The organism is Pseudomonas glycinis, from assembly GCF_054871425.1.
Map to the genome: position 1 here is coordinate 755,608 of NZ_JBTYHF010000002.1, position 15,924 is coordinate 771,531.

Annotated in this window: 16 protein-coding genes; 3 read left to right on the top strand and 13 right to left on the bottom strand. The window is 60.8% G+C overall.

The window, feature by feature from the left end; all coding sequences use genetic code 11:
* The first annotated feature begins 36 nt into the window (after positions 1 to 36).
* A complete protein-coding gene (locus ACYSTU_RS07510) occupies positions 37 to 807 on the top strand; it encodes a MetQ/NlpA family ABC transporter substrate-binding protein (protein WP_016772336.1) in 771 nt (256 codons plus the stop codon).
* Positions 808 to 1,060: 253 nt separating this feature from the next.
* On the opposite strand, the gene ACYSTU_RS07515 is transcribed toward ACYSTU_RS07510, so the two are convergent.
* Genes ACYSTU_RS07515 through ACYSTU_RS07535 form a run of 5 tightly spaced genes read right to left on the bottom strand, consistent with a single transcriptional unit; the run spans position 1,061 to position 4,969 of the window.
* Positions 1,061 to 1,696 (bottom strand): SCO family protein, encoded by a 636-nt coding sequence (locus tag ACYSTU_RS07515; protein WP_498997141.1) that lies wholly within the window; start codon positions 1,694 to 1,696, stop codon positions 1,061 to 1,063.
* Positions 1,693 to 2,592 (bottom strand): heme o synthase, encoded by a 900-nt coding sequence (gene cyoE, locus ACYSTU_RS07520; protein ID WP_122880227.1) that lies wholly within the window; start codon positions 2,590 to 2,592, stop codon positions 1,693 to 1,695. Before cyoE ends, ACYSTU_RS07515 begins: the two co-directional genes overlap by 4 nt.
* Positions 2,580 to 3,659: a COX15/CtaA family protein gene (locus tag ACYSTU_RS07525; RefSeq protein ID WP_137214556.1), complete on the bottom strand. Its 1,080-nt coding sequence runs from the start codon at positions 3,657 to 3,659 to the stop codon at positions 2,580 to 2,582. Before ACYSTU_RS07525 ends, cyoE begins: the two co-directional genes overlap by 13 nt.
* Before the next feature lie 10 nt (positions 3,660 to 3,669).
* Entirely contained in the window at positions 3,670 to 4,263 is a 594-nt protein-coding gene (locus ACYSTU_RS07530) for a PA_0111/PP_0108 family redox-active disulfide protein (protein ID WP_133335408.1), read from the bottom strand.
* Positions 4,229 to 4,969, bottom strand: coding sequence for an SURF1 family protein (locus ACYSTU_RS07535; protein ID WP_136493271.1), 741 nt, complete (start codon positions 4,967 to 4,969; stop codon positions 4,229 to 4,231). Before ACYSTU_RS07535 ends, ACYSTU_RS07530 begins: the two co-directional genes overlap by 35 nt.
* A 70-nt stretch (positions 4,970 to 5,039) precedes the next feature.
* Here ACYSTU_RS07535 and ACYSTU_RS07540 point away from each other — a divergent pair, with 70 nt between their 5' ends.
* Positions 5,040 to 5,243: a twin transmembrane helix small protein gene (locus tag ACYSTU_RS07540; RefSeq protein WP_024015001.1), complete on the top strand. Its 204-nt coding sequence runs from the start codon at positions 5,040 to 5,042 to the stop codon at positions 5,241 to 5,243.
* Between the two features lie 83 nt (positions 5,244 to 5,326).
* Here ACYSTU_RS07540 and ACYSTU_RS07545 read toward each other — a convergent pair whose 3' ends face one another.
* The 4 genes from ACYSTU_RS07545 to coxB all read right to left on the bottom strand — a co-directional run bounded on the left by ACYSTU_RS07545 (position 5,327) and on the right by coxB (position 9,746).
* On the bottom strand, positions 5,327 to 6,214 hold the full coding sequence (locus ACYSTU_RS07545) for a cytochrome c oxidase subunit 3 (protein ID WP_258710785.1): 888 nt from the start codon (positions 6,212 to 6,214) through the stop codon (positions 5,327 to 5,329).
* A gap of 25 nt (positions 6,215 to 6,239) precedes the next feature.
* Positions 6,240 to 6,791 (bottom strand): cytochrome c oxidase assembly protein, encoded by a 552-nt coding sequence (locus ACYSTU_RS07550; RefSeq protein WP_016772328.1) that lies wholly within the window; start codon positions 6,789 to 6,791, stop codon positions 6,240 to 6,242.
* 158 nt (positions 6,792 to 6,949) lie between these two features.
* Positions 6,950 to 8,536: a cytochrome c oxidase subunit I gene (gene ctaD / locus ACYSTU_RS07555; protein ID WP_016772327.1), complete on the bottom strand. Its 1,587-nt coding sequence runs from the start codon at positions 8,534 to 8,536 to the stop codon at positions 6,950 to 6,952.
* Positions 8,537 to 8,618: 82 nt separating this feature from the next.
* Complete coding sequence (gene coxB, locus ACYSTU_RS07560; protein ID WP_016772326.1) at positions 8,619 to 9,746, bottom strand: cytochrome c oxidase subunit II; 1,128 nt, start codon at positions 9,744 to 9,746, stop codon at positions 8,619 to 8,621.
* 369 nt (positions 9,747 to 10,115) lie between these two features.
* Between coxB and ACYSTU_RS07565 the strand changes: the two genes are divergently transcribed.
* Entirely contained in the window at positions 10,116 to 10,766 is a 651-nt protein-coding gene (locus ACYSTU_RS07565) for a hypothetical protein (RefSeq protein ID WP_016772325.1), read from the top strand.
* A 136-nt stretch (positions 10,767 to 10,902) separates the two neighbouring features.
* On the opposite strand, the gene ACYSTU_RS07570 is transcribed toward ACYSTU_RS07565, so the two are convergent.
* The 4 genes from ACYSTU_RS07570 to ACYSTU_RS07585 form a co-directional block, all read right to left on the bottom strand.
* Complete coding sequence (locus ACYSTU_RS07570; protein ID WP_498997150.1) at positions 10,903 to 12,429, bottom strand: SulP family inorganic anion transporter; 1,527 nt, start codon at positions 12,427 to 12,429, stop codon at positions 10,903 to 10,905.
* 90 nt (positions 12,430 to 12,519) lie between these two features.
* Complete coding sequence (locus ACYSTU_RS07575; protein WP_016772323.1) at positions 12,520 to 13,248, bottom strand: carbonic anhydrase; 729 nt, start codon at positions 13,246 to 13,248, stop codon at positions 12,520 to 12,522.
* 237 nt (positions 13,249 to 13,485) lie between these two features.
* A complete protein-coding gene (locus ACYSTU_RS07580) occupies positions 13,486 to 14,544 on the bottom strand; it encodes a PA0069 family radical SAM protein (protein ID WP_498997154.1) in 1,059 nt (352 codons plus the stop codon).
* 74 nt (positions 14,545 to 14,618) lie between these two features.
* The gene (locus ACYSTU_RS07585) at positions 14,619 to 15,920 is read right to left on the bottom strand and encodes a c-type cytochrome (protein WP_498997156.1); all 1,302 of its coding nucleotides are present in this window, start codon (positions 15,918 to 15,920) and stop codon (positions 14,619 to 14,621) included.
* Positions 15,921 to 15,924 lie beyond the last annotated feature (4 nt).

The following is a 15,924-nucleotide window of genomic DNA, read 5'->3' on the forward strand; positions in this document are numbered from 1 at the left end:
ATTCGCTGGCGGGCGCCCTCACAAGGAGTTAGCTGAATGAAAAAACTGATCGCTGCTTTCGCCGCTGTTGCGGCGTTTTCGGCCCACGCCGAGACCCTGACCGTTGCCGCCACCCCGGTGCCGCACGCGGAAATCCTCGAATTCGTCAAACCGGCCCTGGCCAAGGAAGGCGTGGATCTGAAGGTCAAGGTCTTCACCGACTACATTCAGCCGAACGTACAGGTCGCGGAAAAGCGTCTGGACGCCAACTTCTTCCAGCACCAGCCGTACCTCGATGAGTTCAACAAGGCCAAGGGCACCAGCCTCGTCGCCGTGACCGGCGTGCACCTGGAGCCGCTGGGTGCTTATTCGAGCAAGCTCAAGGATCTGAAGGACCTGCCCGGTGGTGCCAACGTGGTGATCCCGAACGACGCCACCAACGGCGGCCGTGCGCTGTTGCTGCTGGACAAGGCTGGCGTGATCAAGCTCAAGGATTCGAAAAACATCCTGTCGACCGTCAAAGACATCGCCGAGAATCCGAAAGACCTGAAGATCCGTGAACTGGAAGCCGCGACCATCCCGCGCGTGCTGACTCAGGTTGATCTGGCGCTGATCAACACCAACTACGCGCTGGAAGCCAAGCTTGATCCGTCCAAGGATGCGCTGGTGATCGAAGGCAACGACTCGCCATACGTGAACATCCTCGTGTCCCGCGCGGACAACAAGGACAGCGATGCGATGAAGAAACTGGCGGCGGCGCTGCACAGCCCGGAAGTGAAGCAGTTCATTACCGAGAAGTACAAAGGCGCGGTGTTGCCGGCGTTCTGATTCAGGTTGCTGCAATGAAAAAGGGGACGCCAATGGCGTCCCCTTTTTTGTGTCTGGTGCCTGGCTTGCGACCCGCCTTGAAGCTTCCCCTCACCCCAGCCCTCTCCCGAGGGAGAGGGGGCCGACCTTCACGCTTTTCGAGCCTGAGTTCGACTCACAATTGCAGGTCGGCGCACTTCGAATAAGCACCTCGGTCTGTCCCCTCTCCCTCTGGGAGAGGGTTAGGGTGAGGGGCTTTTTAGCTTTTGAACTGTCAATTGCGCTCAAGCATCGCCGGCAACTGCGCCACCAGCTTGGCATTGTTCAACGGCGCGCGGATAAACCCGCGCTGTGTGCCGTCCGGGCCGATCACGGCGAGATTGCCGCTGTGATCCACGGTGTAGTTCGGCTTGCTGGTATCGGCGGGAATGAACGGAATGCTCACGGCGTTCGCCACCTTCTGCAGGTCCTGGATAGATGAAGGCGTCAGGCCAATGAACTGCGGATCGAAGTAGCCCAAGTACTGCTTCAACTGCTTCGGTGTGTCGCGGTTGGGGTCAACGCTGACCAGCACGATCTGCAATTTATCCACAGCCTCTTTCGGCAATTCACTCTTGATCTGCCGCAGTTGCGCCAGGGTGGTCGGGCAGATGTCCGGGCAGAAGGTATAACCGAAGAACAACAGACTCCACTTGCCTTTCAACTCGTCGATGGCAACTGGTTTGCCGTCCTGATCGGTCATGGTCACGTCCGGCAGGTTGCGGCTCTGCGGCAGCAGGATGATCCCGGCGTCGATCAGCGCAGTCGGATCGCCCTGGCCTTTGCCGTTCAGCACTTTATTCACGGTAAGCCCGAGGATCAGCGCGATCACGGCGACGAGGATGAAGACGGTTTTCTGGGTTCGGGTCATAGGTTCAACAGTAAGTAGTGGTCTACGAGCAGGGCGATGAACAACAGGAACAAGTAATAAATAGAGTACTTGAAGGTGTTGATCGCCGCGTGCGGCCGAGTGCCACGGTACAGCACCACGGCCCATTGCAGAAACCTTGCGCCCAACACCAGCGCACAGACCAGATACAGCACGCCGCTCATGTGAATCACGTACGGCAGCAGACTCACCGCCAGCAGCGCGAAGGTGTAGAGCAGAATGTGCACTTTGGTGTAGTGCTCGCCATGGGTCACCGGCAGCATCGGAATGTCGGCCTTGGCGTATTCCTCCTTGCGATGAATCGCCAGTGCCCAGAAGTGCGGCGGGGTCCAGGCGAAGATGATCAGCACCAGCAACAGCGGTTCGGCGCTGACATGGCCGGTGGCGGCGGTCCAGCCCAGCAGCGGCGGCGCGGCACCGGCGAGGCCGCCGATGACTATATTCTGCGGCGTAGCGCGTTTGAGGAAACCGGTGTAGACCACCGCGTAACCGAGCAGCGAGGCGAGAGTCAGCCAAGCGGTCAGCTGATTGGTGAAGGTCAGCAGCAGCGCCTGGCCGAGCAATGCCAGCACCAAGGCGAAGGTCAGCGCCGCCGCAGGTGAAACCCGGCCTTCGGCCAGCGGCCGTTTGTGCGTGCGCGCCATTACCGCATCAATGCGCCGATCGACCACATGATTGACCGCCGCCGCACCGCCGGCGCACAAGGCAATGCCCAGATTGCCAAACACCAGCACTGTCCACGGCACGCCGGCGCGGGTAGCGAGGAACATGCCGACCAGCGAGGTGATCAGCATCAGCACCACGACTTTCGGCTTGGTCAGCTCCAGATAATCGCGCCACAGCGCTTGCGCTGCACGCTGGCCGATCAGACTCGCCATGGCGTTTCTCCTTTCAATGCGATGGGCGCGACGACAGGTTTGTGCGCACTCAAGCGCCAGCGCGCCAGCACCGGTTGGCTCACCCGCAGCAGGCTGGTGCGCGCGTGATAATTGACCAGCACCAGCGTCAGTAACAGCGCCGCACCGCCGGCGTTATGGGCGACGGCCACTGGCAGCGGTAGATGAAACAGCACGTTGCTGATGCCGAGGGTGATCTGCGCGGCAAGGGCGATCAGCAGCAACCCGGCCAGTCGGGTCATGCCTACCGCTTTCAACTGCCAGGCCAGACCGAGCAGTACGACCGTCACCAGCAAAGCGCCGATGCGGTGAGTCAGATGAATCGCCGTGCGCGCATCGCTATCGAGTTGTCCGCCGAGATAATTCGGACCGATGTGCTGGGTCAGGTGAAAGCCATTGGCGAAGTCCGCCTGCGGCAGCCATTGGCCGTGGCAGGTGGGGAAGTCGATGCAGGCCACCGCTGCGTAGTTGGAACTGACCCAGCCGCCCAAGGCGATCTGGCCGATCACCAGCAGCAGACCCGCCGTCGCCCAGTATTGCAGGCGCTTGGGTACGGTCAGCGCCGGCAGCACGCCGGACAACCTCAGCGTCAGCAGGAACAGCAGACTCAATGTGGCAAAGCCGCCGAGCAAATGCCCGGTGACCACTTGCGGCCAGAGCTTGAGCGTCACCGTCCACATACCGAACGCCGCTTGGGCGATGACCACCGCCAGCAGAAACAGCGGCAGTTTCACCGGCTGGCCCGGATGGCGCCGGTTGGCCCAGGCGCGCCCCGCCAGCACTGAAATCAGCAAGCCGAGGGTGCCGGCGAAGTAGCGGTGGATCATCTCGTTCCAGCCCTTGTGCGCCTCCACTGGCGCGTCAGGGAAATGCAGTTCGGCATGGGCCAGTTGCGCCTCGCTTTTCGGCACGCTGATAAAGCCGTAGCAGCCTGGCCAGTCCGGGCAGCCGAGGCCGGCGTGGGTCAGGCGCGTATAGGCGCCGAGCAGCACGACAATCAGTGCCAGCAGGGTGGCAAACAGCGCGAGGCGAAATCCAGGTTTGGCCATGACGATGCCCTCATCCGATGTTCGACAGTTTCAGCAGATGCCGCAGGTCGTTAAGCAGATCCTTGCCCTTCACATTCGGCTCGTAACGCAGCACCAGATTGCCGTGCGGGTCGACGATCCACAGCTGCGGCACGGCTTTGTCGCCGGTGGTCCTGACGAACACCCCGGCATCCAGCGGATAGCGCTGCAACTGCGGATATTCACGGTCGAGTTTTGCGGCGTAATCAGCGCTCAGTGGTTGCGCGGCGGCGAGGGCGTGGCTGGCGCGCCCGGCTTCGCGGCCGAGGCTGATCTGGATCTGCCGCGCCAGATAAACCAGTTGCTGGCAATCGACTGCGCAGTCCTTTGGCGCGGTGACCAAAATCTGCCAGCGCTGCTCATCGGCCTGCACGCCTAGGTCGGCGCGGGTCTGGCCGTTGCCGATCAGCTCGCCGTGGTAGCTGCGTCCTTCCGGCACCCAGAACTGCAATTTGTACATGCCGGTGGCGAGCAGCATCGGCCCGACCACGCCAAGCACAATCAGCAGCAGCTGAATGCGCCCACGCCGGCGGCTGGGAACGGGTTTGGCCTCAGACATGCTGGGTGGATTCATGGCGCTTCCCATGGCGTTTCTCCTTTGCGTTGTGCCAGCCCAAATAGAGGTAGAGCCCGAGCAACGCCGTGGCCATGGCGAACCATTGCACGGCGTAGCCGAGGTGTTTTTCCGGGCCCATCGCGACTACCGGCCAATCGGTCTGGTAGCTCGCCGGCCCGGGTTCGGCGCGTAATTCGTAGGCGAAGCCGTCGCGCTCCAGGGTTTGCCACAATTTGCCCGGCTCGACGGCGGTGATGGTCTGCGGCCAGACACTGCTGACCGGATCGGCGTGCAACTGGAACGTTGCACCGGGGGCGACATAGACCCAGGCGTCGAGCGTCAGCGCCTCGGCCGGTGTCGTGAATTGCGGCGGCACGCGCCGATCGGGCCATGGCAGCCAGCCGCGATTGACCAGCAGCCAGCGGCCGCTGCGTTGGTCCTGAAACGGTTGCAGCAATTCCACGCCGACCTTGCCGCCACGCTGGCGGTTGTCCAGCAACAGCGTGTGGGCGGGGTCGAACTGGCCGTGCAGGCGCACGCGGCGGTATGCCGGGTCGGCGTTGCCGAGCAGTTCACTGCTGGCCAGCGGTTCGGCCACGCGACGTTCGGTATAACTGGCCAACAGCGCGGTTTTCTCCGCGCCCCGGCCCAGTTGCCAGAAGCCCAGCGCAACCATCAGCGGCAGCAACAGCGCCACCACGACAGTAGGAATCACGCCCGGGCGAAAGCGCTTCATGGGCGCGCCATAAAGTCAGTGATCGCGATCGCTATACTCAATTGCATCGCCTGTCCCCCGGAGTCTTGCCATGTTCAAAGCAGCGATCGTCCTGATGCTGATTGCCACGGTCGTCAGCCTGTTCAGCGGCCTGTTTTTCCTGGTCAAGGACGACAGCAGCTCCAATCGGCTGGTCATCGCCTTGAGTGTTCGGGTGGCACTGGCCGTGGTCACCGTCGGCCTGATGGCCTGGGGTTTCTACAGCGGCCAGTTGGTGTCCCACGTGCCGTGGTAGCTGCAAGCGTTGAGCTGCAAGCTGCGAGTTAGAAGCCTTACCGCTTTTACTTGAAGCTTGCAGCTAGCAACTTGCAGCTGTTTTCAGAGCACATAAACGAAGAAGAACAAACCGATCCACACCACATCGACGAAGTGCCAGTACCAGCTCGCCGCTTCGAAACCGAACTGGTGCTCGTTGTCGAAATGGCCTTTCATGATGCGCATCAGCATCACGAACAGGATGATCGTGCCGATGGTCACGTGGGCGCCGTGGAACCCGGTAAGCATGAAGAACGTCGCGCCGTAGATGCCCGAGCCGAGGGTCAGGCCCAGCTCTTGGTAGGCGTGGATGTATTCCTCGGCCTGGAAACCGAGGAACGCGATGCCCAGCAGCACGGTGATCGCCAGCCAAAGTTTCAGCGCGCCGCGATGGCCTTTCTTCAGCGCATGGTGGGCGATGGTGATGGTTACGCTGGAGCTGACCAGCAGGATCGTGTTGAGCAGCGGCAGGCCCCAAGGGCTGATGACATCCTTGGGCGGTGGGAACAGTTTCGGGTCGGGGTTGTTCAGCAACGGCCAGACATATTCGAAGTTCGGCCAGAGCATTTCCGACAGGCCCTTGCTGCCTTCGCCGGCCAGCCCGGGCGCGGAAACGACGCGGATATAGAAGAGCGCGCCGAAGAAGGCGACGAAAAACATCACCTCGGAAAAGATGAACCAGCTCATGCCCCAGCGGAACGAACGGTCCAGCTGCGGGCTGTATAGCCCCGCGCGACTTTCCTTGACCACCGCACCGAACCAGCCGAACAGCATGTACGCCAGCAGCAGGCCGCCGACGAAAAAGATCAGCGGGCCATGGGAATCCGGGCGTGCGGCCTTCAGATCGTTGAACCAGGTGGCGAGGCCGTAGACGGTGACGAACATCCCGAGCGTGGCGATGATCGGCCATTTGCTCTGGGCCGGGACGTAATAATGCTCATGAGTTGCCATTTATTGTTCTCCTTATCGGCCACGCTCAACCGCCAGTGTTAACAGCCACCGGCGGATGTCGGGCGGTGATATCGAACAGCGTGTAGGACAGCGTCAGGTGCTTCACTTCCTTGGGCATGTCGCGGTCAACGATGAAACGCACCGGCATCTCGATCTGTTCACCGGGTTGCAGCACCTGCTGGGTAAAGCAAAAGCATTCGGTCTTGTGGAAAAACGCCGCCGCGTTGCTCGGCGCGATGCTCGGCACCGCTTGCGCGCTCATCGGTTTGTCGGTGGGATTGCGTGCGATGAAGACCATCTCGTTCACCGCGCCGGGATTGGCGGTCAGCTCGTCGTGTTTCGGGTAAAAGTCCCACGGCATGTCGGCGGTGTTGGTCGAGAGAAACTGCACGCGCACCTGGCGCGAGGTGTCGACCACTTGCTCGCCCGCGTACTGGCCGCCGGTCTTGCCGTTGATGCCGAAGGCTTTGCACATCACGTCATAGATCGGCACCAGGGCGAAACCGAAGACGAACATCGCCACTACCACCAGCAGCAGACGGGTGACGAGCTTCTTCAGCGAGATCGAGTCAGCCATGATTCATGCCTCCCCGGTAATCATTTTTGCCCGGCAATACCTGTGTGGTGAGGGGATAAATCCCCTCCCCACAAGGGATCTGTGTACATCCACAGGAGATCTGTGAGCATCCACTGGGGATCTGTGCCTCTGCACACATTGCAAAAAACAGCAGGTGTTCATTTCACTTCCGGCGGCGTGGTGAAGGTGTGGTACGGCGCTGGCGACGGCACGCTCCACTCCAGCCCTTCGGCACCGTCCCACGGTTTCGCCGGGGCCGGTGCGCCGCCACGGATGGTCTTGATGACGATGAACAGGAAGAAGATCTGCGTGGCGCCGAACATGAATGCGCCGATCGACGAGACCATGTTGAAGTCGGCGAACTGCAGGTTGTAGTCCGGAATCCGTCGCGGCATCCCCGCAAGGCCGACGAAGTGCATCGGGAAGAAGGTCAGGTTCATGCCGACGAACGACAGCCAGAAGTGCAGCTTGCCGAGGGTTTCGTCGTACATGTGCCCGGTCCACTTCGGCAGCCAGTAATAGGCCGAGGCGAAGATGCCGAAGATCGCCCCGGGCACCAGCACATAGTGGAAGTGCGCGACGACAAAGTAGGTGTCCTGATACTGGAAGTCCGCCGGGGCGATCGCCAGCATTAGCCCGGAAAAACCACCGATAGAGAACAGGATGACGAACGCCACGGCAAACAGCATCGGCGTCTCGAAGGTCATCGAGCCTTGCCACATGGTGCTCGCCCAGTTGAACACTTTCACCCCGGTTGGCACGGCGATCAGCATGGTCGCGTACATGAAGAACAATTCTCCCACCAGCGGAATGCCGACCACGAACATGTGGTGCGCCCAGACAATGAACGACAGGAACGCGATGCTCGCCGTGGCGTAGACCATCGAGGTGTAGCCGAACAGCGGCTTGCGCGCGAAGGTCGGGATGATCTGGCTGACCGCGCCGAACGCCGGCAGGATCATGATGTATACCTCGGGGTGGCCGAAGAACCAGAACACATGCTGGAACAGCACCGGGTCACCCCCGCCGGCAGCACTGAAGAAACTGGTGCCGAAGTGAATATCCATGAGCATCATCGTCACGCAGCCGGCCAGCACCGGCATCACTGCGATCAGCAGAAACGCGGTGATCAGCCAGGTCCAGACGAACAGCGGCATTTTCATCAGGGTCATGCCGGGCGCGCGCAGGTTGAGGATGGTCGCGACCACGTTGATCGCGCCCATGATCGAACTGATGCCCATCAAGTGGATGGCGAAGATGAAGAACGTCACGCTTTCCGGTGCGTAGGTCGTCGACAGCGGCGCGTAGAAGGTCCAGCCGAAATTCGGTCCGCCGCCCGGGGTGAACAGCGTCGAGACCAGCAGCAGAAACGCCGCCGGCAACAGCCAGAAACTGAAGTTGTTCATCCGTGGCAGGGCCATGTCGGGCGCCCCGACCATCAGCGGGATCATCCAGTTGGCGAGGCCGACGAAGGCCGGCATCACTGCACCGAACACCATGACCAGACCGTGCATGGTGGTCATCTGGTTGAAGAATTCCGGCTGGACGATCTGCAGGCCGGGCTGGAACAGCTCGGCGCGAATGACCATGGCGAACGAGCCGCCGAGCAGGAACATGCAGAAGGCAAACCACAGGTACAGCGTGCCGATGTCCTTGTGGTTGGTGGTCAGCACCCAGCGCATCAGGCCTTTGGCGGGGCCGTGGGCGTGGTCGGCGTGACCGTGGTCATCGATGACAGCGCTCATGGCCGGTCTCCTTCACGAAAGTGGACGGGGCAGGCCGGGGCGCGCTGCCCCGACCGGTTCACTGAATACGCAATTGACCGGCTCATTTGCTTTCCGCCTGTTTCAGCTCCAGCACTTCTTTTGGCGTGACCATGTCGCCCTTGTTGTTGCCCCAGGCGTTACGTTCGTAAGTCACGACCGCTGCGATATCGACTTCCGACAGCTGTTTGCCGAACGCCGCCATGGCGGTGCCGGGTTTGCCGTGGTAGACGATGCTCAGGTGATCCTTGATCGGCCCGGTGGCGATTTTCGAGCCCTTGAGTGCCGGGAACATCGGCGGCAGGCCCTGGCCTTCGGCCTGGTGACAGGCCACGCAAGTGGTGTGATAGACCTTGTCGCCGCGCTCCTTGAGCTCGTCGAGGGTCCATTCCTTGCTGGTCAGTTCTTTGAGCTGCGCGGCCTCGGCCTTGCGCTCGGCGAGCCATTTTTCGTAGTCGGCCTGTTCCTTGACCTCGACCACGATCGGCATGAAGCCGTGATCCTTGCCGCACAATTCGGCGCACTGGCCACGGTAGAGGCCAGGCTTGTCGATGCGTGTCCAGGCCTCATTGACGAACCCGGGAATCGCATCGCGCTTGACCGCAAACGCCGGCACCCACCATGAGTGAATGACGTCAGCCGAGGTCACCAGAAAGCGCACCTTGGCGCCGATCGGCAGCACCAGCGGCTTGTCGACTTCGAGCAGGTAGTGCTCGCCCTTGGCTTCTTTGTTGTGGATCTGCTCGGCGGGGGTGGCCAGGTTGCTGAAGAACTCGACGTCCTGGCCCAAGTATTTGTAGTGCCACTTCCACTGATAACCGGTGATCTGGATATCGATGTCCGGCTCGCTGGTGTCGTACATCTTGATCAGCGTCGCGGTGGCCGGCACGGCCATGGCCACCAGGATCAGCAGCGGCACGATGGTCCACATGATCTCGACGCCTGTGCTTTCGTGGAATTTGGCCGCGACCTGGCCAGTAGAGCGGCGGTGCACCATCATCGACCAGAACATGGCGCCGAAGACGATGATCCCGATCACCACACAGATCCAGAAAATGGTCATGTGCAGGTCGAATACTGCGTGACTGATTTCAGTCGCTCCAGGCGCCATATTCACAGTCCATGCCGCGTTGGCCGGGCTGAAAATCGACCACAACAGGAGGCCCATCCAGACATGTGGATGTCGCATCATTGCGGGTTCCCCTTATCGTTCTTGTTATCCCGCCGGCGTATCGCCTGCGGCAAGGGAGCGGCTGCATCAGACTACGAACTTGAATCGCCGGGCCTTGCTGCGGGTGCAGTCGGGCGTCATCAGCTAACTCCATTCATTGGCGAGTATAGACAGCGCCCGGGAATTGCAACCCGGCACGTAAATGAGCTGAAACACCCGGCGCTTGCGTTCAAGTGCCCGAATGGAGAAGGATGCAGACGAGTGGTGGCGAATGGATATAACGCAGCTGCATCAAGGATGAAATAATTATGACAAATGCGTCTTAGCGTTTTTCGTAAGCCAGCTAAGTTATGTCTTCCCTATTTCATTGCCTTGTTTCCTGGAGTTTTCATGAACACCGCCGCATTGCGCGAGCAGATCCAAAAAGCCCAACAGCACGAAAAAGACACCGGCCTGCTGACCCGTCAGCTGGAAAGCAAGCTGCCTCACCTGCACCCGGCCATCCAGTTACCGGAAGCCGACGCCCAGGGCGTGCTGACGCGTTTTGTCGCCGCCTACATCGATGAAGTACCGGACCTGCTGGATGCAGCCAATGAAGTCGCCAGGGAAGCGGGAATCGAATCGCAGATCAAACCGGTGCTGAAGATCGCCGAACAGTATTTCCTCCAGCCGCCGGCGATCATGGCCGGACATGTCGGCCTGGACAGCCTGCTCGACGAGGCCTATCTGGCACACCGCTTTGTCGAAGAGGTCAACGACCTGTACATCAAGCATTTCGGCCAGCCATTGATCCCCTTGGACATGACGGTCGCCAACCTGATTGCTCACCAATTGATCGGTGAGGAATTCGCCAACCAACTGGACGAAGCGGTGCATCACGCGATCGACGAGATGCTCAACGAAGAGAGTTTTGCTTTGGAGTCGGTCGAAGCCTACCGCGAAAAACTCAGCAGTCCGGACACTGGCGCGGCTTGGAAACGCTGGCCGTGCATGGGCCGCCGGTTGGGGGTGGGTCTGGAACTCGACCAGCCTGCTGCATAACCCTCATACACCCTAGATGCAATGTGGGAGCGAGCCTGCTCGCGAATGCGGTCGATCATTCAACATCTCTGTTGGCTGATACACCGCTTTCGCGAGCAGGCTCGCTCCCACAGGGTTTGCGTTTTGAGGTCGAGTTCTAACCCGCCGCACCAATCCCGGTATTGGTCCGCACGCGGCCTTCCAGCCTGCGCTTCAACCCACGCGACTCGATCAACAGCTTCGAACCCTTCGCCGCATTCGCCCGGCCCCATTCCTCAAGCAACTCCAGACACGAATGGTCGATGTAGCTGAGGTTGTTCAGCGGCACATGTACCGTCGTACCGTGGGGAATGCTGCCCAGCACTTGAGTCAGCGCCGGCACTTTGAGGAACGTCGCTGCACCAACCAGACGCAGTTCCATCTCGCCGTCCTGCGGCAAGTCGATCAGGCTGATCTTCAGGCGCGAAGCCTTGAATGCCAGCTTCAACATCGTCAGACCGAAGCCGATCAGCACACCGGTGAGCAGGTCAGTGAAGATGATCGCCAACGCTGTAGCGGCGTAGGTGAACATCGGCATCCGCCCGTACCGACCCAGACCACGGAAAGCTTTCAGGTCGACCAGTTTGAAGCCGGTATACACCAGCACCCCCGCCAGACTCGCCACCGGAATGCTTTGCAGCACGCTCGACAGCAACAGCACGAATGCCAGCAGCCACAGGCCATGGAAAATCGTCGAGTAGCGTGTGGTCGCACCAGCCTGGACGTTGGCCGAACTGCGCACGATCACCCCGGTCATCGGCAGCGCGCCGACCAGACCGCAGAGCATGTTGCCGACACCTTGCGCCGACAGTTCACGATCGAAGTCCGAACGCACGCCGCTGTGCATGCGATCCACCGCTGCCGCCGACAACAGGGTTTCGGCACTGGCGATAAACGCCACGGCGAACGCGGCTATCAGCAGCGTCGGGTCGGCCAGATTCATCAGGTCGGCTGGCTTGAGCCAATCGATCGCCTCGGCCAGGTTCGCCGGTACCTCGACGCGCTTGACCTGCAACGCCAGCATCAGGCTCGCCACCGTCGCCAGACCTACACCGAGCAATGCGCCGGGAATGAAGCGCAGCGAATGCGGGCGGAATTTTTCCCACAGCCACATCACCGTAATCGTCGACAAGCCGAGCAGACCCGCCTGCCAGCCGAACGACGGCAAGGCTTGCGCTACGGCCGCCGGAAACGCCGTGAGGTTGTCGAGCCCGGAAGGCTGCGGCTTGGCATCGAGCATCACATGGATTTGCGAAAGCACAATCAACACGCCAATGCCCGCGAGCATGCCGTAGACCACCGCTGGCGCCGTGACGCGAAACCAGCAGCCGAGCTTCAGCCGCCCGGCGACCAGTTGCAGAAAACCGGCGAGCAGCAGGATCGGCCCGAGCATCTCGACGCCATGCTGGCGCACCAGCTCGAAAACCAGCACCGCCAGACCCGCCGCCGGACCGCTGACCTGCAACGGCGAGCCCGCCAGCCAACCGACCACCAGGCCGCCGATGATGCCGGTGATCAGACCCTTGGCCGGCGGCAGCCCTGAGGCAATCGCGATGCCCATGCACAGCGGCAGGGCGACCAGAAACACAACCACGGAGGCGAGCAGCTCCCGTGGCAACACAGCTTTCAATTGAGCCGCACGCATGGCGATTCTCCCGAAGTTTTCTTCAGGCGTGGCGAGGCCGGGCCGCTGAATCAGCGGCCGGCGTCATACCACACAGATTGTTGGGAAGATTTAGAAGCGCGCTTTGGGCGTCGCCACAGGAATCGGATGGCTGCCGTCGAGAGGCAGGAAACGACCCTGGTCCGCGTCGTAAGCTTTGATTTCGCTGGTTTCGATGTTGTAGACCCAGCCATGGATGAACAGATGACCGTTCGCCATGCGCGAGGCTACCGAAGGATGGGTACGCAAGTGCTGCAGTTGGGCGATGACGTTTTCCTCGGTGAGGATCGGCATGCTGTCTTTTTCGTCGGTGCAGTTGCAGTTGTCGTGCACCATGGTTTTCGCGACTTCAGCATGGCGCAGCCAGGCTTTGACCGTCGGCATTTTTTCCAGACTGTCGGGGTTGAGTACCGCGCGCATGGCGCCGCAATCGGAGTGGCCGCAAATGATGATGTGCTGCACGCCCAGCGCCAGTACCGCGTATTCGATCGCGGTGGAGACGCCGCCGTTCATCTGACCGTAGGGCGGCACTACGTTGCCGACGTTACGGGTAACGAACAGATCGCCCGGTGAGCTCTGGGTGATCAGCTCGGGAACGATGCGCGAGTCGGCGCAGGTGATGAACATCGCCTTGGGCGCCTGAGCGGTGGCGAGCTTCTTGAACAGTTCTTCCTGCTGCGGAAAAACGTCATGGTGAAAGCGTAAAAAGCCATCAACGATCTGTCGCAGTGCTGCATCGGCGGATTGTGCTTCAGGGCTTTGCGCCGAGGCAGCCAACGACTGTTTATCCTTGTCACTCATGATTCATCCTCTTGTGCGGATTCAGGGAGTCTTCCCCGGTATTCCGGTATGAAGCCAGTGGCTGTTTAAACCATCCGGGTCATCCCGACCCGTCAGTCACTCGATGAACAAGGTAGCCGCCGAAACTTAACTGAAACTGAATCAAACGCTCTAGAACGTGTGTTCCAGGTCACAAAAAACGTGACCGGCGTGTTTCGGCGGAAGGATTCCAACCCGTCAACCCAAAGCCAATTGTCGCTAAATCAACGACATCTGGCGACCCGGCGGACAGAAGGCCGAGCAGTCGAGGTTATAGCCCTCGCGTTTGTTCAGGCCAAGCTTTTTGATGGCCTTGGCAAATCTTTGTGCGAGCAGGTCGGCAAACGGCCCTTCACCATGCATCCGCGCGCCGAAACGGCTGTCGTAGAGTTCACCGCCGCGACTCTGGCGGATCAGGCTCAGCACATGGGCGGCACGTTGCGGATAGTGCGCCTGCAACCACTCCTCGAACAGCGGCGCGACTTCCAGCGGCAGGCGCAGCATCATGTAGGCAGCGCTTTGCGCACCGGCAGCGTGGGCCTCGGTGAGCAGGCTTTCGATTTCGCTGTCATTGATCATCGGAATCATCGGCGAACACAGCACGCCGACCGGAATGCCTGCTTCACGCATGACCCGGATCGCGCGCAGGCGTGCCTTGGGCGCAGCGGCGCGCGGTTCGAGGATGCGTTTGAGTTCATCATCCAGCGTGGTCAGGCTGATCATCACCGTTACCAGCCGTTGCTGCGCCAGCTCCGTGAGCAAATCGAGATCGCGTAGAATCAGCGAACCTTTGGTGACGATGGTCACCGGGTGGCGATAGCGCAGCAGCACTTCCAGGGTCTGACGGGTGATTTTGTATTCGCGCTCGATGGGCTGATACGGGTCGGTATTGGAGCCGAGATTGATCGGCGCACATTGATAGCCGGGTTTGCTCAGTTGTTCCTCGAGGACCTGGGCGGCATTGGTCTTGGCAATCAGCCGGGTTTCGAAATCCAGGCCCGGCGACATGTCCCAGTAGGCGTGGCTGGGCCGTGCGTAGCAATAGATGCAGCCGTGTTCGCAGCCGCGATAAGGATTGAGCGAACGGTCGAAGGGCAGATCCGGCGAGGTGTTGCGGCTGATGATCGATTTGGCCTTCTCGATGATCACTTCGGTGTTTTGCGTCTCTGGCACTTCCTGATACCAGCCATCGTCCTCGACCACCGAACGACTCGGCGCAAAGCGGTTGTGCGGGTTGGTTGCGGTGCCGCGACCGCGAGGTGGCAATGGAGTAGACATGAAAACGCCCCGATACTGTATATGCGCACAGTATCGGGGCGATCCTCATCTGGCTAGTGCCGTCGGGCGAGTGGTCAGTTGTGTTGCGTCACTTGGCCCAGATCGTCACCGGAGGTCTGCTTCATATCCTCCGTACGTAACTCGGCAACATCGGCAGCTTTCACCGGCGCACCCTTGTTGCCCCAGCTGCCACGAATGAAGCTCACCACATCCGCGACTTCCTGATCCGACAGGCGCCAGGCGAAACCGGGCATGGTGAAGGTCGATGGCGCGGTGTGCGTTGCCGGTAAAGTCCCGCCCTTGAGCACGATATGAATCAGCGAGGTCGGGTCATCCGTCTGCAGCACCGGATTGCCCGCCAGCGCCGGGAACACCCGGGTGTAGCCATGGCCATCGGTACGGTGGCAGGCTGCGCAGTTGTCGATGTACACCGACGCGCCGCGTTGGCTGTCGTCGCCGTTCCACAGCGCTTTGGCCACTTTCTCGTCGTACTGATGCGGCTGATCCGCCGGATCATTGGCCGGTAGCGATTTGAGATAGCGGGCAATCGCGGTGAGGTCGGCATCGCTCATGTATTGCATGCTGTGGGTGACCACATCGCTCATGCCGCCGAACACTGCGCTGCGATCACTGCGCCCGGTCTTGAGAAACTGCACCAGTTGTTCTTCGCTCCAGCTGCCGAGGCCATCCTTGTGATCGCCGCGCAGGCTCTTGGCGATCCAGCCTTCCAGCGGTGCACTGCCGGCGAGGAATTCGCTGCCGTCCGCCGCGCTCAGGGATTTCTCCTGCATGGTCAGCGCGCGCGGGGTGTGACAGGCGCCGCAGTGGCCGAGGCCTTCGACCAGGTACGCGCCACGATCAATCACCGCATCGGCCGACGTGGCCTGGTAATCCTCGACTTTCGGCGCAAACAGCCAGCGCCAGCCCATCAGCGGCCAGCGCATGCTCAACGGCCAGGGAATGTCGCTGGCCTTGTTCTCCTGCGCCACCGGTTCGACGCCGTGCATGAAATACGCATACAGCGCTTGCATGTCCGCCTGGTTGACCCGCGCGTAGGACGGATAAGGCATCGCCGGGTACAACGTGCTGCCGTTTCTGGCCACGCCGTGGCGCACGGCCTGATCGAAGTCCTCGAAACTGTAATCGCCCAAGCCGGTTTTATCCGGGGTGATGTTGGTCGAGTAGATCGTGCCTATCGGTGTTTCCATCGGCAGGCCGCCGGCGAACGGCTTGCCGCCCTTGGCGGTGTGACAGGCCACGCAGTCACCGGCGCGGGCGAGGTATTCACCTTGCTTGATCAGATTTTGATCAACATCGGCCGCATAAATTGCAGTGCTGCCGAGCAGGGCGAGGGTGGCGATAACGAAAGTTTTCATGGTC